We start from the raw sequence: 22,360 nt of genomic DNA, 5'->3' as shown, positions 1-22,360 counted from the left end.
CTTGTCGTGAAACGCGATCAGTGATTGCGGTCCACGGCAAACGAGCACAGTTGCAGCATGGATTGCTTGTAGGCGCTGTCCGGCCAGCCGGCGATGGCATCGGCGGCGCGCTGGCCGGCGATTTCCGCCTGCTTGCGCGTGTAGTCGAGGGCGCCGCTGCTGGTGATGGCGGCGAGGATGGCGTCGAAATGCTGTTCGTCGCCTTGCTCGATGCAGCTGCGCACCAGTTCGCGTTGTTCTGGCGTACCGTTTTCCATCAGCCAGATCAGCGGCATGGTCGGTTTGCCTTCGCGCAAGTCGTCGCCCACGTTCTTGCCGATTTCGGTGGCGTCGCCTGCATAGTCGAGCACGTCGTCGATCAGCTGGAAAGCCGTGCCCAGCGAGCGGCCGTATTCGGCAGCCGCTTCGATATCGTCTTCGCTGGCGCCGGCGATCAGGGCACCCAGTTGCGCCGACGCTTCGAACAGCTTGGCCGTCTTCGAGCGGATGACGTTCAGGTAGCTGTCTTGCGTCACGTCCGGATCGTGCATGTTCAGCAACTGCAGCACTTCGCCTTCGGCGATCACGTTGGTGGCGTCGGAGAGGATTTGCATGACGCGCATATTATTCAGCGAGACCATCAGCTGGAACGAGCGCGAGTGCAGGAAGTCGCCCACCAGCACCGAAGCGGCATTGCCGAACAGGGCATTGGCCGTCTGGCGTCCGCGGCGCATCGACGATTCGTCGACGACGTCATCGTGCAGCAGGGTGGCGGTGTGGATGAATTCGACCACGGCGGCCAGTTCATGGTGCGCCGTGCCGCGATAGGCGTGGGCATTGGCCACCAGCAAGATCAGCACGGGACGGATGCGTTTGCCGCCTGCGCTGATGATGTATTCAGCGATCTGGTTGATCAGAATTACATCGGAGTGCAACTTTTGGCGGATCACCGTATTGACTGCGTCCATATCGGCGGCAATCGTTTGCACGATGGTGTTTTGGTTAACGTGTTTGTTAGCGTCAGACAAGGCGAACCTGCATTAGATTGTGGGTGCCGCGATTATACGACAAGGCTTGCGCGTGCGTGACGTTTGCCTATGGCTGTAGAGCAATTGATTGATCTTGTTGGCACTGGCGCGCGTTTTCCTGTCCGCCTGGCGCGAGCCTGACATGATGGTCAGGTTGTCGACATACCACGATCACCGGCCTTTGTGAATAGTTTTTGACGCAATTTCTCAGTCCGTGTATAATCGCTGGTTCCCCCTGTTGTGCACGGCTTGCTTTTCATGGCAGTGGGACAAATTCTTTCAACATTTGATGAGGTTTCAAATCATGTACGCGGTCATAAAAACCGGTGGCAAACAATACAAAGTTGTCGCTGGCGAAAAACTTAAAGTAGAACAGATACCGGCAGACATTGGTTCCGAAATCACCATCGATCAAGTTCTCGCAGTAGGCGCGGGCGATAGCATCAAGTTTGGTGCTCCATTGGTCGAAGGTGCAACGGTACTGGTTACGGTTGTGGCGCATGGTCGCCATGATAAGGTCAAAATTTTCAAGATGCGTCGTCGTAAGCACTACCAAAAGCATCAAGGCCATCGCCAGAATTTTACCGAAATCCAAATCGTTTCGATCAACGGCTAATCGCCGCTGTTTGAATTAATCAGCTATCAAGGAGTCTTAAATGGCACATAAAAAAGGCGGCGGCACAACGCGAAACGGCCGTGATTCAGAATCAAAACGTCTGGGCGTTAAAGTCTACGGCGGCCAAGCTATCAATGCTGGCGGCATCATCATTCGTCAACGCGGCACCCCGGTGCGCGCTGGCGAAGGCGTAGGCATGGGCAAAGACCACACCTTGTTCGCGCTGATCGCGGGCAAAGTGAAGTTCGTTGTCAAAGGTGCTGGCTCGAAGCAATTCGTGACCGTTGTACCTAACGCAGCAGTACCAGCGTAATTCAGCGCGGGGCGCCAGTTCGCTCCGCAATGATCGCATGATGTAAGGCGCAAGCCTTCAATCGAAAGGCTCTGCCCAAGGTAGAGCCTTTTTAGTTTTATGGCGGCAAAATTATGAAGTTTATCGACGAAGCAAAAATCGAAGTCATCGCGGGCGATGGCGGCAACGGCTGCGCCTCTTTCTGCCGTGAAAAATTCCGGCCTTTCGGCGGTCCCGATGGCGGCGATGGCGGCAAGGGCGGTACCATCTGGGCAGTCGCCGACCGCAATATCAACACGCTCGTCGATTTCCGCTTCTCCAAAATGCACAAGGCTCGCAATGGCGAGCCTGGCCGTGGCGCAGATTGCTATGGCAAGGGCGCCGATGATATCCACCTGCGCATGCCGGTCGGCACCTTGATCATCGACAACGCGAGCGGCGAAATCCTGGCCGATCTGACCGAACACGGCCAGACCGAAATGCTGGCCAAGGGCGGCGAAGGCGGCTGGGGCAATATCCACTTCAAGTCCTCGACCAACCGCGCACCGCGCCAAAAAGGCGAGGGCAAGGAAGGCGAACGCCGCGAACTGCGCCTGGAACTGAAAGTCCTGGCCGACGTTGGCCTGCTGGGCATGCCGAACGCCGGCAAGTCGACCTTCATTTCGGCCGTCTCGAACGCGCGTCCGAAAATTGCCGATTACCCATTTACTACCCTGCACCCGAACTTGGGCGTGGTGCGCGTGTCGCACGAGAAGAGCTTTGTGATCGCCGACATTCCCGGCTTGATCGAAGGCGCTTCCGAAGGCGCGGGCCTGGGCCATCAATTCCTGCGCCACTTGCAGCGCACGGGTCTGCTGTTGCACATCGTCGACCTGGCGCCGTTTGAAACCAACGTCGATCCTGTCAAGGAAGCCAAGGCGCTGGTCAAGGAATTGAAGAAGTATGACGAGTCGCTGGTCGACAAGCCGCGCTGGCTGGTGTTGAACAAGCTCGACATGGTGCCGGAAGAAGAGCGCAAGAAGATCGTCAAGGACTTCCTCAAGCGTTTCGCCTGGAAAGGTCCCGTCTTCGAGATCTCCGCGCTGAACCATCAGGGTTGCCCGGAACTGGTGAATGCGATTTACCAGCATCTGGAAGAGAAGAAACACAGCGAAAGCCGTGCCGAAGAGACGCAGATGACCGAAGAAGCACGCGGTATCTCGTCGATCGACCCGGATGATCCGCGTTTCAAGATCCTCGACTAAGCGCCTTGTCCTGATGTCGGTACAGACGGCCGCCGCCGCGCCAGCGCGCAAGCAAGCGTGGCAGCGCCGTGTATTGCATCTGATCGCGTATGCTTACGGGCTGAGCGCGGTCGCCTGTCTGCTGTTCGCCGATACAATGGCGGCCAGCATGGGCATCTTCCTCAATGGCGTCAATGGCTACAGCCAGTTCTACGCTACTCATGTCGGTGTCTGGGGCGCTACCGCGCTGCTGGCGCTGTTCGCGGCAAGGCAGGGCGAACCGCCTGTCCTCGGCGATATCACTGCAATGTTGGTCCTGGCGCAGCCCGCCGGCCGGTTGTTCGCGGCCATCAGCTTCGGCATGCCCCAGGGTTTTGTGTTGTTCATGTGCGCAATCGAGCTGACGGCGGGGCTGGCCTTGCTGCTGCTGCGTCCTGCGCGCTGACGTCTATTAAGTGAAGAGCGCCGCCCCATGGATTCCGTGATTCAAAAAGCTACCCGCATCATCATCAAAGTCGGCTCCTCGCTGGTCACCAACGATGGCCGCGGACTCGACCATGCCGCCATCGCGCGCTGGGCCGCGCAGATTTCCGGCTTGCGCGCCCTGGGCAAGGAAGTCGTGCTCGTCAGCTCCGGTGCCATCGCCGAAGGCATGCTGCGCCTCGGTTTCGAGCGGCGCCCCACCGATATCCACGAATTGCAGGCGTGCGCCGCCGTCGGTCAGATGGGCCTGGCGCAAATCTATGAAAGCAGTTTCCGCGCCCATAGCCTCGGCACGGCGCAAGTGCTGCTGACGCACGCCGACCTGGCCGACCGCGAACGCTACCTGAATGCCCGCTCGACCCTGACGACCTTGCTGCGCCTGGGCGTGGTGCCGATCATTAATGAAAACGACACCGTCGTTACGGACGAAATCAAGTTCGGCGACAACGACACCCTGGGCGCTCTGGTGGCCAACCTGATCGAGGCCGATGCGCTGGTCATCCTGACGGACCAGCACGGCCTGTTCTCGGCCGACCCGCGCAAGGACCCGAACGCTTACCTGATTACGCAAGGCATCGCCGGCGATCCGGCCCTGGAAGCGATGGCCGGCGGCGCCGGCAGCAGCCTGGGACGTGGCGGCATGCTGACGAAAATCCTCGCCGCCAAGCGCGCCGCCAAGTCCGGCGCCCACACCATCATCGCCTGGGGCCGCGACAGCGACGTGCTCAGCCGCCTGGCCCAGGGCGAGGCGATCGGCACGCAGTTACTGGCGCAAACAGGGCAATTGACGGCGCGCAAGCAGTGGATGGCCGATCATCTGCATACGGCCGGCGCCGTCGTGCTGGACGCGGGCGCCGTGCAAAAGCTGCGCCAGGAAGGCAAGTCCCTGCTGCCGATCGGCGTGACGGGCGTGAACGGTGAGTTTGGCCGCGGCGCCGTCATCACCTGCGTCGATGCCGACGGCGTGCCCGTGGCGCGCGGCCTGTCCAACTACACGAGCGGCGAAGCGCGCCGCATCATGCGCAAGCCGTCCACCGAGATCGAGTCCATCCTTGGCTACATGGAAGGCCATGAGCTGATTCACCGCGACAATATGGTCTTGCTGTAGGTCGGATTAGGCCCGAAGGGCCGTAATCCGACAACACCCCAGGCAGCAACAATGTGTCGGGTTACGTCCTGTGGGCTAACCCGACCTACGCAACAACGACATCGGCCCACTCGGGCCGTTGCTTTACACCACGGCCGGCATCGGCGACTTGTCCTTGTAATCGCACAGGTCGGCGATCATGCAGTTCCAGCATTGCGGCTTGCGCGCCGTGCACGTGTAGCGGCCGTGCAGGATGAGCCAGTGGTGCGCGTCGTGCAGGAATTCCTTGGGCACGAATTTGAGCAGTTTTTGCTCGACGATATCGACATTCTTGCCCGGCGCGATGCCGGTGCGGTTCGAGACGCGGAAGATGTGCGTGTCGACTGCCATGGTCGGTTCGCCAAACGCCGTGTTCATGACCACATTCGCCGTTTTGCGGCCTACGCCGGGCAAGGCTTCCAGCGAGGCGCGGTCGCGCGGTACTTCGCCGCCGTGCTGATCGAGCAGGATCTGGCAGGTGGCGATGACGTTCTTCGCCTTGGTGCGGAACAGGCCGATGGTGCGGATGTAGCTGGCCAGCTCGTCCACGCCCAGCGCCAGCATCTTGGCCGGCGTATTGGCGACCGGATACAGCAAGCGGGTCGCCTTGTTGACGGACACGTCCGTCGCCTGCGCCGACAGCAGCACGGCGATCAGCAGCTCGAACGGCGTCGTGTATTCGAGTTCCGTTTTCGGGGAAGGGTTGGCGGCGCGAAAGCGCGTAAAGATTTCCAGGCGTTTGGCGGCGTTCATGCGTCTTTTTTCGGGGCGGGTGGGGCTGGCTGGGCAGTATCCGTGCTGGTGGCGGCGGCCTTGGCGCGCGCGCGCTCCATGGCGGCGGCGATGATGGCGCGCTTGCGTTCCTTTTCCGCCTGTTCGTCTTGTGTGACGGGCACTTCCTGCGTTACTTCGCGCATCTTGGCGACGGCCTTGGCGGCCAGGCGCGCTTCGTTTTCCTCGGTTTCGCGGCGCAGGCGCTGCGTGCGGAAATCGTGGCGCGCGCGCGCGTCGTCCGCGTCCATCTGGCTCCAGGCGTCCCAGCCCGTGGCGTCGCCGCTGACCGGGTACATGACGATGCAGTCGACGGGGCAGGGCGCCACGCACAGGTCGCAGCCCGTGCACAGATCGCTGACCACTGTATGCATTTGCTTGGCCGCGCCGACGATGGCGTCAACGGGGCAGGCCTGGATGCACAGGGTACAGCCGATACACAGCGATTCGTCGATATAGGCGACAGATCGCGGACGTTCGAGGCCGTTGACGGGATTGAGCGGAATGACTTTTTTGCCCAGCAAGCCAGCCAGGCGCACGATGCCCTGTGCGCCGCCTGGTGGGCACTGGTTGATGTCGGCGCTGCCGGCGGCAATCGCTTCCGCATACGGGCGGCAACCGTTGTAGCCGCATTTGGTGCATTGCGTTTGCGGCAGCAAGTCTTCGATCTGGTCAGCAAGTGGGGGAGAGGCGGGATGCGGCACGGTCATCTTCAATACGGTAAAACGTCATTATCGGCCATCTTGGGCGCGCACAAGTAAAAACCTGGCGCATGAGAGGGAATAGCGGGCGCCATGGCAGGCCTGTTGCAGGCGCGCCGCAATCATATTTTATTTCCTATGGGAATGTCAGAGTGCAAATAAACAACTTTGCAATTTCATTTTTTTATGGGAGCATGATTTTTATCAAGCTCGTTATCAAAAAAAGCCGACCGCCAGTGCTGTTGCCGCGCCTCTACTGCAAGGTGCGCCAGGCCATAGGAGCCAAACATGCGTTTCCTCCGGACAGTTGGTTTGCCCTTCTGTTTGTTCATGTACTCTGCACTTGCCCTTGCGTACGGGCAGGCTGGTTCTCCCATGGCGGCGCCGGGCGCTGCCAGCTCGCGCATCGTACGCTTTGCGGCGGAAGACTGGCCGCCCTTCATTTCCCGCAGCCTGCCTGCCGACGGCATGTCGGGTGCCATGGTCAGCGCCGTCTTCGAACGTCTCGGCTATGCGGTCAGATATGAATATTTCCCCTGGAAGCGTGCCATGCAGTTTGGCCTGGCCAGTTCCCGCTATGCCGGGCTGCTGGCCGTGTGGCGCACGCCGGAACGGGAAAAACTCTGCCACTTTTCTGTTCCGGTTGGCGGCACGCAGGGTGTGCTGGCCTACCTGAAGGAGGATGGCGTGCCCGGTGCCAGCCTGGCCGACCTGGGCAAGCTGCGCATCGGCACCGTGGCCGGCTATTCGAATGGAGAACAGTTCGATGGCATGGTGGCGCGCGGCGAGCTGAAGACGGAAGAGGGCTTGAACGACGCGACGAATCTGCGTAAACTGCTCATCAAGCGTTACCGCGTGATCGTCATCGAGCGCCATGTCCTGCAGCATTTGCTGATGGGACGCAACTTCAGCAAGGCTGAGCGGGAGCGCATCGCCATCATCGATACCGTCTTCAAGGAGCGCCCCGTGCATGTGTGCTTCCAGCGCGACGCGGAAGGTGCTGCGCGGCAAAAGCGCTTCAACGAGGCGGCGCGCGATATCGACACGGCCAAGCTGGAGCGCGATTGCTGGAAGCGGCTCGACCAGAGTCTGGCGACCGCCCCGGCCAGTCCCTGACACGGCGCGCTCGCTGTTGCCCCGCTCGATGCCGTGATCGTGACGGGCGCGCGCGGCAATTGCACAGGCCACGGCCCTGCTACCGTATAACTTGCCGGCCCGCGTGCGGCCTGGTCCGGGCAGCATCGCCTGCGGCGGGCAGCTGCGCATCGATGGCGGCACGCGCCCGACGGTGAAAATCGGGCGCGCATGAAAAAGCGGCACGCCAGAATAAGCTGGCGTGCCGCGTCGCTTGAAACAATCCGGATCAGGAATGTTTCTGGATGAATTCACCGATTTTCGGGCAAATGATCTCGCGCCAGCGGCGGCCCGAGAAGATGCCGTAGTGGCCGCATTTCGGCGCCACGAAGTCTTGCTGCATTTCGGCAGGAATGCCGGAACACAAGTCATGCGCCGCCTGCGTCTGGCCGGCGCCGGAAATGTCGTCCAGTTCGCCTTCTACCGTGAACAGCGCCACGTTCGTGATGTCTTGCGGACGCACCAGCTGGCCGCCCACTTTCCATGTGCCCATCGGCAAGCTGAATTCCTGGAAAACCGTTTTAATGGTTTCCAGGTAGTACTCGGCCGGCATGTCCAGCACGGCGTTGTACTCGTTGTAGAACTGGCGATGGCCTTCCGCCGGCTCGTCGTCGCCCGTTACCAGGTGCATGTAGAACTCGCGGTGGCTTTGCGCGTGGCGGCCCGGGTTCATGGCGATGAAGCCGGCGTGCTGCAGGAAGCCCGGATACACCTTGCGGCCAAAGCCCGGATAGTTCGGCGGCACCGCGTAGATCACGGTGTTTTCAAACCACGAGAATTTCTTTTCCGTCGCCAGGTTGTTCACTTGCGTCGGCGAGCGGCGCGGGTCGATCGGGCCGCCCATCATCGTCATGGTTTTCGGCATGTGCGGATCTTTTGCCGTCGCCATCAGCGAGATGGCAGCCAGCACGGGCACGGTCGGTTGACAGACGGAAATGACATGCAAGTCAGGCGCCAGCAGGCGGATGAATTCCTGCACATAATAAATGTAGTCGTCCAGGTGGAATGGGCCTTCCGTCAGCGGCACCATGCGCGCGTCCGTCCAGTCGGTGACATAGACATCGTGCTCGGCCAGCAAGCCGCGCACGGTATCGCGCAGCAGGGTCGAGTGGTGACCGGACAGGGGGGCAACCAGCAAAACTTTGGGCTGTTGCAAGCCAGTGGCTTCTTTTTTGAAGTGAATCAGGCGGCAAAACGGTTTTGTCACGACAACGTGTTCGCGGATGTCGACGCTCTCGCCTTGGACGAGAACGGATTGGATGTCGAATTGTGGTTTTTCGTAGTCTTTGCCAAGGCGGTACATCAGCTCGTAGCCGGCTGCGATGCGTTGCGAAAACGGGGTGTGGGCCAGTGGGGAAACCGGGTTGGTAAATAACTTGGAGGACATGTCTGCCCATTGCATCACCGGAGTGAGGAAAGAGCGTTGCAGTTCGTGCAGTTGGTAAAGCATATAGAGTCCTTGTTTAATTCCAAGCGCCAATATCGGCTCAAATATCATAATCCAATTCTACGATATTTGTTGAGGACAAAATGTGCTTTACCGCGCATAGGTCCACAGTTTGCGCTTCGGTGTGATAACGCGCCACACTTGCGTGGATAGACCTGCAACGATGCTTTAAAAGTAAAAAAAGCAGCGTTCCGCTGCTTTTTGTCTGACTTTTCGCCGCCACGCCCCTGCGGAGAAGAATCTCCCCGCAAGAACGGCTGCGGCATTGCCGTGCGCTTAGCGCACCAGCATGTCGAGCTTGTCCTTGACGTCCTTGAATTGCTCGGCTTCCGGCAAGGCAGCCTTCGTCTTGGTGATCGAAGGCCAGTTGCGGGCCAGATCAACGTTGATCTTGATGAAGGCTTGCTGGTCGCCCGGCACGTCTTCTTCCGCGAAAATCGCGTTCACCGGGCACTCTGCCACGCAGACTGCGCAGTCAATACATTCGTCCGGATCGATCGCCAGGAAGTTCGGGCCTTCCCGGAAACAATCTACCGGGCAGACATCAACGCAGTCGGTATAGCGACAGGCGATGCAGGATTCGGTGACAACGTGGGTCATAACAGTCCTATCAATTTTGGGGGAGGTGCTGTAGCGCCTGCAGGAAACTCGGCGGCGCATACTAAAGCAAAGCATTGTATTTTAAGGCAATTCGCTATTTCTCACAAATCCCGCTTATATACAATACATATAAGCAAATTCATTTTTTGACAGTGCCGTTGCCGCGCAGAGCGGGCAATTCAGCGACTATCCGGGACGTTGGCGTGCAGAACGCGGCAAGAAAGCGACAGTCACCCGCTGCAGCAGGGTGCAGGGTGGGCGGTGGACTGGCCTGCCGTGTGGTGTTTTTGTTTTACTCAAATCAAGACCGGCACAAAATAAGTGCCGGGACCATCAGGCGCTGGCGCGTATTTGTGTCAGTAACTGTTGCCAACGTGCATTTTCAGCACTGCCATCCTCGGCAAATGTGATGGTGCGGCGCGCGGTGGGCGCGTCGACGGTGATCTGCCATTGGGGGATATCGGCGCCCACCTGTTCACCCGTCGCCTGCTGGTGCGTGAAAAAGCCGCTGCTGGCCAGTGTGGCCTCCAGTCCGGGGCCGGCCGGATGGGCTTGCGTATCGATGTCGTACTGTTCGCTCAGGCCGGCAAAGCCGCCGCTGCTGCGGGCTGAAATTTTCATGCTGCTCCTTCTGGTGGACAGTGGTGGGGACATGCTGCGGCATGCCTGCGGCTGACGGCTGACTGGCCTGCGGCGTACGGCATTTATCGGGGGGCGTAGCTGCGGCACCAGGCCGCCAGCGCTTCGCGCTCCGCTTCCAGCAATTGATCCGATTCGCTGTATTCCGCATGGTTCATGGTACCGCAGCAGGCGCGCCTGTCTTGCACGGCCCCCTCGTCATCGACGATGCCTGCGGCAAAGCTCATTTGTCCATCCTCCGTCATGGCGTTGTCCTTGAGCACTTCGCGCACGGTAAAGCTGTTGCGGATAAAGTCGAGGTAGGCGGTATAGCCGTCGGCCTGCGCCAGGGCCAGCATCTGGCCGGCCACGTCGGCATACGTGGCTGCATGGTCGGGAGCGGCCACCAGGGCGCGCAAGACCAGGCTGCGCAGGTAGTCGCCGCAACGGTGCAGCACGGCCGCGTCGTCTTCCAGCTGAGGCTGGCGTTCGTGGGCAAAGATGTCGGCCAGGATGTCGTAGATGGCGCCCGTAAACACTTGCGAGATGGCGTGTACTTCCGTGCCCGCCTCCGACAATTTGATGTCATTGTCGGCATTGCGCAAACCGTTCGGCCGGCCCAGCGCCAGGCCGAACTGCTCCGCCAGGTCGGCCAGGAAGGTTTTATCGTGCAGGTCGGATTTGGTTTGCGCGATCACGGCTTCGACCTGGTCCAGCTGCGACAGGGCCAGGAAGATGGCCGTCAGGTCGCCGAACGATTCATGCAAGCCGCCCGTCTGCGGTGGGTTATTGTTGAGCAGCCAGTTCGGCTTGAGGCCATCGAGGATGGCGTGTCCCGCTTCATGCGAGACGATGTCGAGCGAACGGCAGGTGTAGACGCGCTCGGTGGCGCCGCTGGGAATGAAGTCGCCGAACTTGAGGGCCTTGTCGCTGCGGCTGTAATAGGCATTCATGACATTGGGCAAGCCGTGCGGGAACACGCGCAGCGGAGCCGTATTGCTGGCGCTATTCCATTGCCACGGCAGGGGCGAGGCCGTGCCGTTGCCGGCCAGCGCGCGCTGGTACATGGTGAGCGTCATGCGTACGATGGCAAATGTGTGCACGGCGTCGAACTGGTCGGTGTTGGGCGAGACGATGAAGTCGCCAAAGGCGTTCGGGCTGACCTGGGCGATGCCCGGCTCGCCAAAGGTGATGCGCGCATCGCGCGGGCCTTGCAGGGTCAGGCCGGCCAGGAAGGTCTTGCGCGTGCCCAGTTCGCTCACGGAAGGGTCTTGCTTCCAGATCAGCACGCGCGAGCCGACCGGCACGGCTTCGAGCTTGCGGGTGACGGGGTCGAGCACGCGTGGCGGGCCCGGCTGCAAGGTCAGTTGCGCATTCTTGCGGTGCTGGCGGTACGGCGCCGACGGGGTAGGGACGTAGCCGACGGGCAGGGATACGCATTTGGTCAGCACGGCTTCGACCGGCACGATGACTTTCTGGTCCATGGTAGCTCTCCAAGACACGCGCAACTGGAACTGGAATAGTCGTCCCGCTTCGACGCGTCCGGTTTGATCCGGCGCAAACGATGCGTGGGACGGACGGGCTTTTTTAGCCGTCCGGCGCCGGCTGCCGCCGTGCCCGCCACATGGCGGCTGGTATGATGCTGGCCGTATGGCCCCCGTTTTTATAATAAAAGGATCGTTTGATGGCGGATATAAATATAGTTCAGCAACATAAGCTGACAGCAGCAAAGGCGCGCGAAGCGGCGCAGCAAGTGGCCGACAAGCTGGCCCAGGAATATGACCTGGCGTGCGCGTGGGATGGCGATGTGCTGCGTTTCGAGCGCAGCGGCGTCGATGGGTCGCTGACCCTGGACAAAGAGCAGGCGCAACTGCAAATCAAGCTGGGCTTCATGCTCAGCGCCTTTGCTTCCACGATCGAAGGCAAGATTGCCGAGAAGATGCGCAAGGTGTTTACCGAGCCGGCTTGACGGCCTTGCACCCGCTTGTCTGGCGCCTCGTTTGGTGGTAGGGATGGCGCCGCGGCGGGAGGGCGAAAAGAGGCAGGAAACAGGCTGCTTTTCGCCGCTTTACCCCCTTGTTTCGCATTGGACTGTGCGCTGGCGAACATTGCTAGCACATTTCTATTTGGAAAGCCATTGGACTTTGGTGGCTTTTTGCGTTATACTTGAGTCATATTTACAACAGCTACACCGCGTTTCACCTTCTGCTTCGCAGTACTCTCCGCTCGCTGAGTGGTGAATAATTCTTCGGGTTTTACACCCGCATCCAGTTAAAAAGTAGCTTGGTCGATTTTTTTCGGTCAAATACATTTGGTGCCATGTATTTGCATGGCGCTAGCGTTGTTAAAAGTCCTGAACCACAGCCTCTTTTAGCACGCACACGGCACCCCGGCATCGGCTTTGGCCATCCGCTGGTCACACGCGTGTCACCCCCTGTTACCTGTCGCTCCCGTGCGCTTTTTTGCGCCGTGGCGTAGCCGACGCAACAGGGTTTGCTGATTCCCGCCGCAAGCTAGCAGCTTGCTGGGTTTCATTCCATTCGTCAAATCGAGGGAGAACCACATCGTGGCAAAACAAATCATTATCGACCATGTGTTCAAAGTGTTCGGCGACAAGCCAGAAGAAGCACTTGAACTCGTCCGTCAGGGCGCCAGCAAGCAGGACATCCTGGCCAAGACCGACTGCACCATCGGCGTCTTCGACGCCACCTTTACCATTGAAGCAGGCGAGATCTTCGTCATCATGGGGCTGTCCGGTTCGGGCAAGTCGACCCTGGTGCGCATGCTGAACCGCCTGATCGAGCCGACCGCCGGCCGCATCCTGATCGACGGCAACGACATCAATACCTTGCCGGACGCCCAGCTGCGCGCCCTGCGCCGCAAGGACATCAGCATGGTGTTTCAGTCGTTCGCGCTGCTGCCGCAAATTACCGTGCTCGACAACACTGCCTTCGGCATGGAACTGGCCGGCATGCCGAAAGCCGAACGCCATGCGCTGGCCCAGCAAGCGCTGGAACAGGTGGGCCTGGATGGCTACGGCGCCAGCTATCCTGACGAATTGTCGGGCGGCATGCAGCAGCGTGTGGGCCTGGCCCGCGCGCTGGCTTGCGATCCATCGATCCTGCTGATGGATGAAGCGTTTTCCGCGCTCGATCCGATTATCCGTACAGAAATGCAATCGGAACTGCTGCGCTTGCAGCAAATCAAGCGCCGCACCATCGTCTTTATTTCGCATGACCTCGACGAAGCCATGCGCATCGGCGACCGCGTCGCCATCATGAAAGACGGCCACGTGGTGCAAGTGGGCACGCCGGAAGAAATCCTGCGCAAACCGGCCAACGATTACGTGCGCAACTTCGTGCGCGGCGTCGATGCTGCGGCCGTCTTCAAGGCCAGCGATATTGCCCGCAAGAGCCAGATCGTGGTGTCCGAGTCGCCGAGCCGCGGCTCGCGCGCCGCGCTGTCGATGCTGGAAGAGCAGGATCGCGCGTTTGCCTACGTCGTCAATCCGCAGCGCAAGTTCCTCGGCGTCGTTTCGGTCGATTCGCTGCGCAGTGCGCTCGACGGCCATGTGGGACCGCTGGGCCTGGCGCATGCCTATCTGCCCGACGTGCAGACCATCAATGCAGATGAGCCAGTCGCCGGCCTGTTCGGCCAGGTGGCGCAACTGCCTTACGCCGTCCCTGTGGTGGCCAATGACGGCAGCTTCCGCGGCGCCATCAGCAAGACGACCTTGCTGAAGTTCCTCGACCGCGACACGCCAGCCATTGCCGAACAACAACAGAAAGGACAAGCATGAACCCCAGCACCATTTCCACAGTAGAACCTGTTGTTGAACAGGCCGCCCAGATCAATCCCTGGGCGCTGACGCCGCCGACCGACGCCAGCACCGCGTGGCTGGACGCCGCCGCGCCTGCCGTGCAGCCGGAACAGGCGAGCGGCTTTCACCTGACACAGATTTTCGACGGCTCGCTGCCGCTGGAAAGCTGGATCAATCAGGGCCTGGGCTGGGTCGTCGCGCATTTCCGTCCTTTCTTCCAGGCAGTGCGCGCGCCGATCGACAGCACCCTGAACGGCGTGGAAGGCGTGCTGCTGGCGGCCCCGTCGTTGACGGTGATCGCCATCATCGGCTTGCTGGCGTGGCAATTTACCAGCCGCACCCTGGCCGTCGGCACCGTGCTGGCGCTGCTGGTGGTGTCGATGCTGGGCATCTGGCCGGAAGCCATGACGACCCTGTCGCTGGTGCTCACTTCCCTGGCGTTCTGTCTGGCCATCGGTTTGCCGTTGGGCATTTTCCTTGCCAGCAGCGACCGCGCGCAGAATATCCTGCGCCCCCTGCTCGACGCCATGCAGACGACGCCCGCTTTTGTTTACCTGGTGCCGGTGGTGATGCTGTTTGGTATCGGTAATGCGCCAGGCGTGATCGTGACGATCATCTTTGCCCTGCCGCCGCTGGTGCGTTTGACCAACCTCGGTATCCGCCAGGTGCGTCCCGACCTGATCGAGGCGGCCCGCGCGTATGGTGCCTCGCCGTGGCAGTTGCTGACCCGCGTGCAGTTCCCGCTGGCCATGCCATCCATCATGGCCGGGATCAACCAGTCGCTGATGCTGTCGCTGTCGATGGTCGTGATCGCCTCGATGATCGCCGTCGGTGGCCTGGGGCAAATGGTATTGCGCGGCATCGGCCGTCTGGACATGGGCTTGGCAACCGTGGGTGGCCTGGGCATCGTGCTGCTGGCCATTACCCTGGACCGCCTGACGCAAGCGATGGGCCAGCCACGCCGCGGCGTGCGCCACTGGTACCAGACGGGTCCAGCCGGTTTCGTGCTGCGCCTGGTGCGCGGCAAGACGGAGAAAAATAATGTTGAACAGCAAGCAACGCTGGCCAACGCACAATAAAGGATACACATGCATCAAATTGACAATTTTAAAGTGACGCAAAAATCGCAACGCAAGTTCCAGCTGTTTTCCGCCCTGGCGATCGCTGCCATGGCCCTGACCACCAGCCTGGCCATGGCGCAGACGCCGGCCGCCGATGCGCTGCCCGGCAAGGGCGGCAAGGTGCAGCCGCTGCAAAGCTCGATCGCGGAAGAAACCTTCCAGACCATGCTGGTCGACAAGGCCCTGGAAAAGCTGGGCTATGAAGTGCAGCCGATCAAGGAAGTGGAATATCCGACCGCGCATATCGCCATCGCCAACGGTGACGCCACTTTCATGGCCGTGCATTGGGACCCGATGCACAAGGATTTCTATAACAATGCGGGCGGCGATGCCAAGCTGTTGCGCACGGGCCAGTACGCGGGTCCGGCCGCGCAAGGTTACCTGATCGATAAGGCGACGGCAGAGAAGTACAACATCACGAATATCGACCAGTTGCGCGACCCGACCCTGGCCAAGCTGTTCGACCACGATGGTGATGGCAAGGCCGACTTGACGGGCTGCAACCCGGGCTGGGGCTGCGAAGCGCTGATCGAGAAGCACATGGATGCGTACAAGTTGCGTGACACGGTGACGCACGTGCAGGGCAGCTATGCGGCCCTGATCGCCGACACCCTGGGCCGCTATAAGCGCGGCGAATCCATTTTGTACTACACGTGGACGCCGTACTGGGTCAGTGGCGTGCTGGTGCCGGGCAAGGATGTGATCTGGCTGAAAGTGCCGTTCTCGGCCAATCCGGACAAGGTGAATACCCGCCTCGACGATGGCAGCGATTATGGCTTTGCCGTCAACACGGCGCGCATCGTGTCGAACAAGGCCTGGGCGGAGAAAAATCCGGCCGCGGCCAAGTTGTTCGAGGTGATGCAATTGCCGGTGGCGGACATCAATGCGCAGAACGAGCGCATGCGCCGCGGCGAAAGCACGCAAGCCGATATCGCGCGCCATACGGCTGGCTGGATCAAGTATCACCAGCAAAAGTTTGACGGCTGGATCGCGCAAGCGCTGGCGGCGGCCAAGAAGTAAGTTTTAACGCCGTTTCAACATGAAAGAGTGGCTACCGATTTGGTAGCCACTTTTGCGTTAACAGCCTGTTTTGGTGATTTTTGGTGAGTTTTTAGGCATGTTTGGCCAGTTTCAGGTGCAAAATGGGGAAAGGCTTGCCGAACGGATCGAGTGCCGAGCGGCTTTCCACGCTAAAACCCAGGTGGCGGTAAAAACCATGCGCCTGCGTGTTGTGTTCGTTGACGTCGACGGCCGTGGCGCCCAGAGCCGCGAGCGCATGCTGGACCAGGGCGCGGCCGGCGCCGCTGCCGCGCTGGTCGGGATGTACGAACAGCATCTCGATCTTGGCGTGCTCGACGCACAGGAAGGCATACGCGACGCCGTCATCGGCGCGCAGCACGTGCAGCAGGCGTTCTGCCGCCACCCTGGCCAGCTCATCGCGGACGAAGGGTGTCAGGAAGGCGATATCGCTATCGGCAAGGAAATCGTGGGTGGCGCGTACGGACAGCTGCCAGACGTCGAACAAGCGGGACAGGTCGGCGGCATGGGCCAGCGAAACCTTGGAAATTGGTGATGGTGTCATGCAGAAATTATACTGCCCCGGCAGGCGCCGGGGCAGGGGAGGGACGATCAGTCCTTCAAGTCTTCGATCAGGTCGATGTATTGCTGTTGCGCCTCTTCCTTCGAGGTGCCGGCCAGGGCCGCCCAGGCGTCGAACTTGGCGCGGTTGACGAAGTCGGTCATGCCAGGACGCTCGCCCGTGGCGTCGCCGCTCGAGGCTTGCTTGAACAGGGCGTAGATTTTCAACAAGGTCATATTGTCCGGACGCTCGGACAGGGTCTTGGAATCGAGCTGCGCTTGTTCGAATTGCTCTTGTAAACTCATGATGGCTCCTGTGTGCTGATGGAATCGCTGAAAAAGTGCGGCAGGCCCGGCGGAGTGGCCACCGTGCGTGCTGCAGTGCCTGACATCATAGTGAAAAAAGCGCGCCGTGCATTAGAGGACACACTCAAAACAAAAACGCCGCCGCTGCGTGAACAGGGGCGGCGCCTGGCGCAATCGCTTGAGCGCTGCGGAGTCTGTGCTTATACGCCCAGCAGTTCGACGTCGAAAATCAGGGTGGCGTTCGGTGGAATCACGCCGCCGGCGCCGCGTGCGCCATAGCCCAGTGCTGCCGGGATGATCAGCTGGCGCTTGCCGCCCACTTTCATGCCTTGCACGCCTTCGTCCCAGCCCTGGATGACGCGGCCTGCGCCCAACGGGAATTCGAACGGGTCGTTGCGGTCCTTGCTCGAGTCAAATTTCGAGCCGGCGCTGCCGTCGTCGTTTTGCAGCCAGCCCGTGTAATGCACAACAACATTGTTGCCGGCTTGCGCTTCAGCGCCTTCGCCAACGACGGTATCGATGTATTGCAGGCCGGAAGCGGTAGTGGTGGTGGTCATGATAATCCTTGTGTAGGCGATGAAAGCTTCAGATTGTAGAGCAATGAGTTGCAAAGCGCCATTCCAGGCCCGGCGCAAGTAAAAAACGAAAATGACGGCGATGTGTGGCTGCCGGTAGCATTTAAGGGGGGATTTCACACAATAAATACGGTGTTCCACGTAAAATGCATGTTTTGTATTTAACAGTGATTTCTTCCATGTTCCGCAGTCTACGCCGCCTTGTTTTTTCCTCGCTGTGCCTGGTTTCCGCAATATCGACGGCGCAAGCCGAAGTGGTGGTGGTGCTCAATTCCCGTGATGCTACGGTGCAACTGCTGGACCAGAAAACGTATGCTCCCCTGTCCACCTTTGCCGTCGGCAAGGAACCCCACCATTTGATGGAAACGCCGGACGGAAAATCGCTGATCGTCGCCAGTTCCGTGGGCAACGAGCTGATTTTCCTCGACCCCGTCTCGGGCCAGATCCAGCGCCGCATCAGCAATATCCTTGACCCTTACCAGATCGGCTTTTCGCCGGACCAGAAATGGTTCATCTCGAACTCGCTGCGCCTGGACCGCATCGATCTGTACCGCTACGACGGCAAGAACCTGACCCTGGCCAAGCGTATCCCGCTGCCAAAGCTGCCCAGCCACATGGCGTTCACGGCCGACAGCAGCATGGCCTTCATTACCCAGCAGGGCAGCAACCAGGTCAGCGCCATCGACCTGGCCACGCAGACGGTGAAATGGACCATGCCCGTCGGCCCGGCGCCGGCCGGCATCACGATGACGCCCGATGGCAAGCATTTGCTGGTGGGCATCATGGGCAGCGACTACGTGGAAGTGATCGACTGGCGCACGCAAAAGACCGTCAAGCGCATCAAGGCGGGTGCCGGCACGCATAATTTCCGCGCGCTCGGTGACAACCGCATGACGTTTGTCTCGAACCGCGTGTCGAACACGATCAATATCATCGACCAGAAGACGCTGGAAAACGTGGGCACCATCAATGTGCCCGGTGGCCCGGACTGTATGGAAATCACGCCCGATGGCAAGACCATGTGGGTAACCCTGCGCTGGATCAAGAAAGTGGCCGTGATCGACTTGACCACGCGCAAAGTGATCAAGATGATACCGGTGGGCCGCTCGCCCCACGGCGTGTACTTCGCCACCCACTCGCCGCGCATGTGATGGCGGGTGTGATGATGAAACGTTTCACTTTCGCGTGCCGCGTGTCCGCCATGCTGCTGTGCGCCAGCGCCATGTTGTCGCCCGCGCATGCCGCCGCACCGGCACCAGCAGCACCGGCAACAGCCGCATCTTCAGCCCCGGCCGCCTGCAAGGGCACCATCTACATGACGTTCGACACAGGTAGCCAGTCGCAGGCGCAACTGATCGCCGACGTGCTGAATCAACGCCATGTGAAGGCAACCTTCTTCCTGGCCAATGAAAAGACCACGCGCGGCGACTATTCGCTCGATGCCGCGTGGGCGCCGTACTGGAAAGCCAGGGTCGCCGAAGGCCATGCATTTGGCACGCATACGTTTGACCACGTGTACTGGAAGAAGGATCTGGCCAACGGCTTGATCCAGGTCAAGCCCCAGTTCGGCAAGGACGGCGGCAAGCTGGCCTCCTTCACCGATCAACAGTTCTGCGCGGAACTGCGCCGCGTCGATACGCGCTTCCAGGCGTTGACCGGGCACAAGCTTGACCCGTTCTGGCGCGCGCCGGGCGGCTACACGTCGCCGCGCACCCTGGCCGCCGGCAGCGCCTGCGGCTACCAGCATGCGGGCTGGGCGCCGGCGGGCTACTCGGGTGATGAGCTGCCCAGCGACAAGTATCCGAACGCCATGTTGCTGAAAAAAGCGCTGGCGAACTTGCGCAGCGGCGACATTTTCATTGCGCACATGGGCATCTGGTCGCGCAAGGAGCCGTGGGCACCGGCCAACCTGAATGCCTTGATTTCTGGCTTGCAAGACAAGGGTTTCTGCTTTGCCACCCTGCGTGAGCATCCTGCCTACGCGCAAAAGAAGGGCCAGCCATGATGGCCGCCGACATCCTCGGCCTCGCCACCGCCGTCATCGACGTCATCGTCGAGACCTTTGGCGTGGCGCAAGGCTGGCTGTTTCAGACCGTGGTCAACCCGCTCGTGTATCACCTGGGCTTTGGCGAATTCACGGAAGAGGCGTTCGAGGGCACGGAGTGGCTGCTGATCGGCCTGTGCGAGCTGGTGCTGCTGTTTCTCGTGCTGCGCCCGCTCGAAGCCTTGATTCCCGCGCAAAAGATGACGGATCCGCGCGCCCGCTGGAACGATTTTATCTACACCGTGCTGCACCGCGTCGGCCTGTTTTCTGTCGTGGTCTTTTTCACGCTCGATCCGCTGATGGATGCATTGGCGGGTGCTTTGCGTTTCGACAATATTCATCCCTTGAACCTGGAGTCGCTGTTGCCCGGAATCAGTCCCTTGCTCAGTTTTATCATTTATTTTGTGATACTGGACTTCGTCGACTATTGCTACCATCGGGCCTCGCACCATTTCGGCTGGTGGTGGGGCTTGCACAGCCTGCATCACAGCCAGCAAAACATGAATTTGTGGAGCGATGACCGCAACCACCTGCTCGATGACTTCCTGCGCGACGTGGTGATGGCCCTGGTGGCGCTCGGTATCGGCGTGCCGCCTGGGCAATATGTGCTGCTGGTGTCGATTTCGCGCATTCTGCAAAGCTTGCAGCACGCGAACGTGAGGATACACTTCGGCCGCATCGGCGAGCGGCTGTTGATCTCGCCCCGTTTCCACCGCACGCATCATGCGATCGGCGTGGGGCACGAGTCGAAAGGCACGGGCAGCATGGGCGGTTGCAACTTCGGCGTGGTCTTGCCAATTTGGGATATGCTGCTGGGCACCGCGAATTTCTCGGCGGGCTATGCGCGCACGGGCGTGCGCGACCAGCTGGCCCGCATCGACAGCCATGGCGTGGGCCGGCCGGGACGCCACTATGGGCGCGGCTTCTGGCAGCAGCAATGGCTGGGCCTGCGCCGTATGGTGGAATTTGCAAGAGTTAAACGAAAAGGACGCCGTTGATGCGTAATGTGTTGAATTCGTATGGCCGCGCTTTCCTGTCGCAATTGCATGGCAGGATATTGCTGCTGAGTGTGGCGCCCTTCATCCTGTCGCTGATCCTGTGGGGTGGATTGCTGTATGTGGGCTTGCAGCCGCTGATCGACAGCCTGCATGCGCTGTTTACGCAGTACGATTTCTTCCGCACCAGCGGCCAGATGCTGGCCACCTTCGGCCTGGGCACGCTGAAAGCCGTGATCGTGCCGCTGATCGCCATGTTCATGCTGCTGCCGCTGATGATCTTGACGGCGCTGATCTTCATGGGCCTGTTCGCCATGCCGGCCATCGGCCGCCATGTGGGCGGGCGGCACTTTCCTCAGCTGGAAAAGAAACATGGCGGCAGCCTGCTCGGCAGCGTGGGAACGTCCCTGGCCACGTTCTTGCTGTTCATCGTCGCCTGGGTCATCCTGCTGCCCCTGTACGCGTTTCCGCCGGCCGCATTGGCGGGGCAAGCCGTGCTGTGGGGCTGGCTGACGTACCGCGTGATGGCGTATGACGCCATGGCCGACTACGCCAGCGCGGAAGAGCGCCACGCCATCATGCGCACGCAACGCTGGCCCTTGCTGGCCATCGGCATGGTGTCCGGCGCGGCCGGCGCCGTGCCGGGCCTGCTGTGGATGGGCGGCGTGATGGCGGTGGTGTTCTTCCCCTTTCTGGCGGCGTTCGCCATCTGGCTGTATGTACTGATCTTTATCTTTACGGGGCTGTGGTTCCAGTATTACTGCCTGGAAGCCCTGGCGCGCCTGCGCGGCATGACGGACGTGGCGCCGGCGGACGCCTGACCATTTTTATCGAATTCTACGAGGAAGTTCCATGGCTATCGGATTGATCATCATCGGCGACGAAATCCTGTCGGGCAAGCGCACGGACCAGCATTTCCCGAAAGTGGTGCAAATGCTCAAGCAGCGTGGCTTGCAGCTGAGCTGGGCGGAATATGTGGGCGACGAACCTGCCCGGCTGGTCGCCTTGCTCAAGCGCAGTTTTGCCAGCGGCGACATCGTCTTCAGCTTTGGCGGCATCGGCGCCACGCCGGACGACCATACGCGCCAGGCGGCGGCCGATGCGCTGGGCTTGCCGCTCGTGCTGCATCCGCAGGGCAAGCTCAATATCCAGCAACGCATCACGGAAATGGGGGCCGAGGCGGGTGTGCCGGCCGATTTGAACTCGCCGGAAAACCTGCACCGCCTGAAAATGGCGGAATTTGTCGAAGGCGCCGAGCTGATTCCGAATCCGTACAACAAGATTGCCGGCTTTGCCGTGCAGGAACACTATTTCGTGCCCGGCTTTCCCGTCATGTCCTGGCCCATGATCGAATGGGTGCTCGACACGCATTACAGCCATTTGTTCAACCAGGTGCCGCACGCGGAACATGCCCTGCTCGTGTATGAAACGGCCGAATCCCTGCTGACGCCGCTGATGGTGCGCCTGGAAGCAGAGTTTCCGCTGATCAAGGTGTTCAGCCTGCCCAGCGTGGGTGATGCGCAGACGCGCCGGCATATCGAACTGGGCGTCAAGGGCGAACCCACGCAGGCGGCGGCCGCCTTCGCGCAGATGTGCGCCGCGCTCGATGGCCTGCACGCGGAATACACCACCATCTGAGCTGCTGCCAGCACGGCGCCGGCGGCTTTTTCGCTGGCGTCCAGTCCGCCGTACATCTATGTTCGCAAGCGTACGTTCCAAGGCGTTGTTTTTTTGCGAAAATCTTCAATGGAGCAAGATTTTTGTGTGCGCTCGTCTGTCGTTTTCATGCCGATGTGGTGGAATGGTGAACAGGGGCCTTGCGCGTCAAACGCGGGGTTGCCTGCCTGTGCAGTAGCGTGTTTTTTTGATTCACCGGTATGGACATCATGTTAAGCAAGCTTTG

General features: G+C 60.5%; 26 protein-coding genes. 15 read left to right on the top strand and 11 right to left on the bottom strand.

The window, feature by feature from the left end; genetic code table 11:
* Nucleotides 1–17 precede the first annotated feature (17 nt).
* Nucleotides 18–1,007, bottom strand: coding sequence for an octaprenyl diphosphate synthase (gene ispB / locus AC54AF_RS09865; RefSeq protein WP_131688661.1), 990 nt, complete (start codon nucleotides 1,005–1,007; stop codon nucleotides 18–20).
* Nucleotides 1,008–1,311: 304 nt separating this feature from the next.
* On the opposite strand from ispB, the gene rplU reads away from it, so the two are divergent.
* The 5 genes from rplU to proB all read left to right on the top strand — a co-directional run bounded on the left by rplU (nucleotide 1,312) and on the right by proB (nucleotide 4,729).
* A complete protein-coding gene (gene rplU / locus AC54AF_RS09860) occupies nucleotides 1,312–1,623 on the top strand; it encodes a 50S ribosomal protein L21 (protein WP_034754730.1) in 312 nt (103 codons plus the stop codon).
* Nucleotides 1,624–1,663: 40 nt separating this feature from the next.
* Nucleotides 1,664–1,936 (top strand): 50S ribosomal protein L27, encoded by a 273-nt coding sequence (gene rpmA, locus AC54AF_RS09855; RefSeq protein ID WP_010395157.1) that lies wholly within the window; start codon nucleotides 1,664–1,666, stop codon nucleotides 1,934–1,936.
* 113 nt (nucleotides 1,937–2,049) lie between these two features.
* Nucleotides 2,050–3,159, top strand: coding sequence for a GTPase ObgE (obgE, locus tag AC54AF_RS09850; protein WP_034754647.1), 1,110 nt, complete (start codon nucleotides 2,050–2,052; stop codon nucleotides 3,157–3,159).
* Nucleotides 3,131–3,583, top strand: a complete 453-nt coding sequence (locus AC54AF_RS09845; protein ID WP_496636396.1) for a hypothetical protein — start codon at nucleotides 3,131–3,133, stop codon at nucleotides 3,581–3,583. Before obgE ends, AC54AF_RS09845 begins: the two co-directional genes overlap by 29 nt.
* A 27-nt stretch (nucleotides 3,584–3,610) precedes the next feature.
* Entirely contained in the window at nucleotides 3,611–4,729 is a 1,119-nt protein-coding gene (gene proB / locus AC54AF_RS09840) for a glutamate 5-kinase (RefSeq protein WP_131688663.1), read from the top strand.
* A 123-nt stretch (nucleotides 4,730–4,852) separates the two neighbouring features.
* On the opposite strand, the gene nth is transcribed toward proB, so the two are convergent.
* The 3 genes from nth to AC54AF_RS09825 all read right to left on the bottom strand — a co-directional run bounded on the left by nth (nucleotide 4,853) and on the right by AC54AF_RS09825 (nucleotide 6,551).
* Nucleotides 4,853–5,500 (bottom strand): endonuclease III, encoded by a 648-nt coding sequence (nth, locus tag AC54AF_RS09835; RefSeq protein ID WP_131688842.1) that lies wholly within the window; start codon nucleotides 5,498–5,500, stop codon nucleotides 4,853–4,855.
* A complete protein-coding gene (gene rsxB, locus AC54AF_RS09830; protein ID WP_496636395.1) occupies nucleotides 5,497–6,228 on the bottom strand; it encodes an electron transport complex subunit RsxB in 732 nt (243 codons plus the stop codon). The genes nth and rsxB overlap by 4 nt, the downstream gene beginning before the upstream one ends.
* A gap of 167 nt (nucleotides 6,229–6,395) precedes the next feature.
* Complete coding sequence (locus AC54AF_RS09825; protein WP_496636394.1) at nucleotides 6,396–6,551, bottom strand: hypothetical protein; 156 nt, start codon at nucleotides 6,549–6,551, stop codon at nucleotides 6,396–6,398.
* Nucleotides 6,552–6,594: 43 nt separating this feature from the next.
* On the opposite strand from AC54AF_RS09825, the gene AC54AF_RS09820 reads away from it, so the two are divergent.
* Entirely contained in the window at nucleotides 6,595–7,335 is a 741-nt protein-coding gene (locus AC54AF_RS09820; RefSeq protein WP_496636393.1) for a substrate-binding periplasmic protein, read from the top strand.
* Nucleotides 7,336–7,582: 247 nt separating this feature from the next.
* On the opposite strand, the gene AC54AF_RS09815 is transcribed toward AC54AF_RS09820, so the two are convergent.
* The 4 genes from AC54AF_RS09815 to AC54AF_RS09800 all read right to left on the bottom strand — a co-directional run bounded on the left by AC54AF_RS09815 (nucleotide 7,583) and on the right by AC54AF_RS09800 (nucleotide 11,502).
* Complete coding sequence (locus tag AC54AF_RS09815) at nucleotides 7,583–8,803, bottom strand: polyhydroxyalkanoate depolymerase (RefSeq protein WP_496636392.1); 1,221 nt, start codon at nucleotides 8,801–8,803, stop codon at nucleotides 7,583–7,585.
* Nucleotides 8,804–9,076: 273 nt separating this feature from the next.
* The gene (gene fdxA, locus AC54AF_RS09810) at nucleotides 9,077–9,400 is read right to left on the bottom strand and encodes a ferredoxin FdxA (RefSeq protein ID WP_034782458.1); all 324 of its coding nucleotides are present in this window, start codon (nucleotides 9,398–9,400) and stop codon (nucleotides 9,077–9,079) included.
* A gap of 333 nt (nucleotides 9,401–9,733) precedes the next feature.
* Nucleotides 9,734–10,021, bottom strand: a complete 288-nt coding sequence (locus tag AC54AF_RS09805; RefSeq protein ID WP_131688838.1) for a protealysin inhibitor emfourin — start codon at nucleotides 10,019–10,021, stop codon at nucleotides 9,734–9,736.
* An 83-nt stretch (nucleotides 10,022–10,104) separates the two neighbouring features.
* A complete protein-coding gene (locus tag AC54AF_RS09800; protein WP_496636391.1) occupies nucleotides 10,105–11,502 on the bottom strand; it encodes a hypothetical protein in 1,398 nt (465 codons plus the stop codon).
* Between the two features lie 200 nt (nucleotides 11,503–11,702).
* Here AC54AF_RS09800 and AC54AF_RS09795 point away from each other — a divergent pair, with 200 nt between their 5' ends.
* From AC54AF_RS09795 to proX, 4 genes are all read left to right on the top strand, one after another.
* A complete protein-coding gene (locus tag AC54AF_RS09795) occupies nucleotides 11,703–11,987 on the top strand; it encodes a polyhydroxyalkanoic acid system family protein (RefSeq protein WP_131688836.1) in 285 nt (94 codons plus the stop codon).
* A gap of 597 nt (nucleotides 11,988–12,584) precedes the next feature.
* Entirely contained in the window at nucleotides 12,585–13,817 is a 1,233-nt protein-coding gene (proV, locus tag AC54AF_RS09790; protein ID WP_465044862.1) for a glycine betaine/L-proline ABC transporter ATP-binding protein ProV, read from the top strand.
* A complete protein-coding gene (proW, locus tag AC54AF_RS09785; RefSeq protein ID WP_496636390.1) occupies nucleotides 13,814–14,917 on the top strand; it encodes a glycine betaine/L-proline ABC transporter permease ProW in 1,104 nt (367 codons plus the stop codon). The genes proV and proW overlap by 4 nt, the downstream gene beginning before the upstream one ends.
* Before the next feature lie 9 nt (nucleotides 14,918–14,926).
* On the top strand, nucleotides 14,927–15,979 hold the full coding sequence (gene proX, locus AC54AF_RS09780) for a glycine betaine/L-proline ABC transporter substrate-binding protein ProX (RefSeq protein ID WP_496636389.1): 1,053 nt from the start codon (nucleotides 14,927–14,929) through the stop codon (nucleotides 15,977–15,979).
* Nucleotides 15,980–16,070: 91 nt separating this feature from the next.
* Here the strand turns inward: proX and AC54AF_RS09775 are convergent, their stop codons facing one another.
* The 3 genes from AC54AF_RS09775 to AC54AF_RS09765 form a co-directional block, all read right to left on the bottom strand.
* Nucleotides 16,071–16,541: a GNAT family N-acetyltransferase gene (locus AC54AF_RS09775; RefSeq protein ID WP_496636388.1), complete on the bottom strand. Its 471-nt coding sequence runs from the start codon at nucleotides 16,539–16,541 to the stop codon at nucleotides 16,071–16,073.
* A gap of 47 nt (nucleotides 16,542–16,588) precedes the next feature.
* Entirely contained in the window at nucleotides 16,589–16,843 is a 255-nt protein-coding gene (locus AC54AF_RS09770) for an acyl-CoA-binding protein (protein WP_034782468.1), read from the bottom strand.
* A 200-nt stretch (nucleotides 16,844–17,043) separates the two neighbouring features.
* A complete protein-coding gene (locus tag AC54AF_RS09765; protein WP_034760263.1) occupies nucleotides 17,044–17,400 on the bottom strand; it encodes an FKBP-type peptidyl-prolyl cis-trans isomerase in 357 nt (118 codons plus the stop codon).
* Nucleotides 17,401–17,597: 197 nt separating this feature from the next.
* Between AC54AF_RS09765 and AC54AF_RS09760 the strand changes: the two genes are divergently transcribed.
* From AC54AF_RS09760 to AC54AF_RS09740, 5 genes are read left to right on the top strand one after another with little or no spacing between them, the layout of a single operon-like run.
* Entirely contained in the window at nucleotides 17,598–18,569 is a 972-nt protein-coding gene (locus AC54AF_RS09760) for a YVTN family beta-propeller repeat protein (RefSeq protein ID WP_496636387.1), read from the top strand.
* Nucleotides 18,570–18,580: 11 nt separating this feature from the next.
* Nucleotides 18,581–19,423, top strand: a complete 843-nt coding sequence (locus AC54AF_RS09755) for a polysaccharide deacetylase family protein (RefSeq protein ID WP_496636386.1) — start codon at nucleotides 18,581–18,583, stop codon at nucleotides 19,421–19,423.
* Nucleotides 19,420–20,460, top strand: coding sequence for a sterol desaturase family protein (locus AC54AF_RS09750; RefSeq protein ID WP_496636385.1), 1,041 nt, complete (start codon nucleotides 19,420–19,422; stop codon nucleotides 20,458–20,460). The genes AC54AF_RS09755 and AC54AF_RS09750 overlap by 4 nt, the downstream gene beginning before the upstream one ends.
* Nucleotides 20,460–21,278 carry an EI24 domain-containing protein gene (locus AC54AF_RS09745; RefSeq protein WP_496636384.1) on the top strand — a complete coding sequence of 273 codons (819 nt, stop codon included), beginning with the start codon at nucleotides 20,460–20,462 and terminating at the stop codon, nucleotides 21,276–21,278. Before AC54AF_RS09750 ends, AC54AF_RS09745 begins: the two co-directional genes overlap by 1 nt.
* 31 nt (nucleotides 21,279–21,309) lie before the next feature.
* Nucleotides 21,310–22,095 (top strand): competence/damage-inducible protein A, encoded by a 786-nt coding sequence (locus AC54AF_RS09740; protein WP_496636383.1) that lies wholly within the window; start codon nucleotides 21,310–21,312, stop codon nucleotides 22,093–22,095.
* The last annotated feature ends 265 nt before the right edge of the window (nucleotides 22,096–22,360 follow it).

This window comes from Janthinobacterium sp. JF4 (assembly GCF_059617925.1).
This window is presented reverse-complemented; position numbering and strand designations above follow the sequence as displayed.

What these genes read in the sequence shown, in the direction of transcription:
- AC54AF_RS09800 (WP_496636391.1), bottom strand. Translation starts at nt 11,502, where the DNA reads ATGGACCAGAAAGTCATCGTGCCGGTCGAAGCCGTGCTGACCAAATGC.
- AC54AF_RS09825 (WP_496636394.1), bottom strand. Translation starts at nt 6,551, where the DNA reads ATGAACAAACAGAAGGGCAAACCAACTGTCCGGAGGAAACGCATGTTT.
- rpmA (WP_010395157.1), top strand. Translation starts at nt 1,664, where the DNA reads ATGGCACATAAAAAAGGCGGCGGCACAACGCGAAACGGCCGTGATTCA.
- AC54AF_RS09760 (WP_496636387.1), top strand. Translation starts at nt 17,598, where the DNA reads ATGTTCCGCAGTCTACGCCGCCTTGTTTTTTCCTCGCTGTGCCTGGTT.
- AC54AF_RS09775 (WP_496636388.1), bottom strand. Translation starts at nt 16,541, where the DNA reads ATGACACCATCACCAATTTCCAAGGTTTCGCTGGCCCATGCCGCCGAC.
- AC54AF_RS09740 (WP_496636383.1), top strand. Translation starts at nt 21,310, where the DNA reads ATGGCTATCGGATTGATCATCATCGGCGACGAAATCCTGTCGGGCAAG.
- AC54AF_RS09765 (WP_034760263.1), bottom strand. Translation starts at nt 17,400, where the DNA reads ATGACCACCACCACTACCGCTTCCGGCCTGCAATACATCGATACCGTC.
- AC54AF_RS09745 (WP_496636384.1), top strand. Translation starts at nt 20,460, where the DNA reads ATGCGTAATGTGTTGAATTCGTATGGCCGCGCTTTCCTGTCGCAATTG.
- fdxA (WP_034782458.1), bottom strand. Translation starts at nt 9,400, where the DNA reads ATGACCCACGTTGTCACCGAATCCTGCATCGCCTGTCGCTATACCGAC.
- AC54AF_RS09815 (WP_496636392.1), bottom strand. Translation starts at nt 8,803, where the DNA reads ATGCTTTACCAACTGCACGAACTGCAACGCTCTTTCCTCACTCCGGTG.
- AC54AF_RS09770 (WP_034782468.1), bottom strand. Translation starts at nt 16,843, where the DNA reads ATGAGTTTACAAGAGCAATTCGAACAAGCGCAGCTCGATTCCAAGACC.
- proX (WP_496636389.1), top strand. Translation starts at nt 14,927, where the DNA reads ATGCATCAAATTGACAATTTTAAAGTGACGCAAAAATCGCAACGCAAG.
- AC54AF_RS09750 (WP_496636385.1), top strand. Translation starts at nt 19,420, where the DNA reads ATGATGGCCGCCGACATCCTCGGCCTCGCCACCGCCGTCATCGACGTC.
- AC54AF_RS09820 (WP_496636393.1), top strand. Translation starts at nt 6,595, where the DNA reads ATGGCGGCGCCGGGCGCTGCCAGCTCGCGCATCGTACGCTTTGCGGCG.
- proB (WP_131688663.1), top strand. Translation starts at nt 3,611, where the DNA reads ATGGATTCCGTGATTCAAAAAGCTACCCGCATCATCATCAAAGTCGGC.
- rsxB (WP_496636395.1), bottom strand. Translation starts at nt 6,228, where the DNA reads ATGACCGTGCCGCATCCCGCCTCTCCCCCACTTGCTGACCAGATCGAA.
- AC54AF_RS09795 (WP_131688836.1), top strand. Translation starts at nt 11,703, where the DNA reads ATGGCGGATATAAATATAGTTCAGCAACATAAGCTGACAGCAGCAAAG.
- AC54AF_RS09805 (WP_131688838.1), bottom strand. Translation starts at nt 10,021, where the DNA reads ATGAAAATTTCAGCCCGCAGCAGCGGCGGCTTTGCCGGCCTGAGCGAA.
- rplU (WP_034754730.1), top strand. Translation starts at nt 1,312, where the DNA reads ATGTACGCGGTCATAAAAACCGGTGGCAAACAATACAAAGTTGTCGCT.
- obgE (WP_034754647.1), top strand. Translation starts at nt 2,050, where the DNA reads ATGAAGTTTATCGACGAAGCAAAAATCGAAGTCATCGCGGGCGATGGC.
- AC54AF_RS09845 (WP_496636396.1), top strand. Translation starts at nt 3,131, where the DNA reads ATGATCCGCGTTTCAAGATCCTCGACTAAGCGCCTTGTCCTGATGTCG.
- nth (WP_131688842.1), bottom strand. Translation starts at nt 5,500, where the DNA reads ATGAACGCCGCCAAACGCCTGGAAATCTTTACGCGCTTTCGCGCCGCC.
- AC54AF_RS09755 (WP_496636386.1), top strand. Translation starts at nt 18,581, where the DNA reads ATGATGAAACGTTTCACTTTCGCGTGCCGCGTGTCCGCCATGCTGCTG.
- proW (WP_496636390.1), top strand. Translation starts at nt 13,814, where the DNA reads ATGAACCCCAGCACCATTTCCACAGTAGAACCTGTTGTTGAACAGGCC.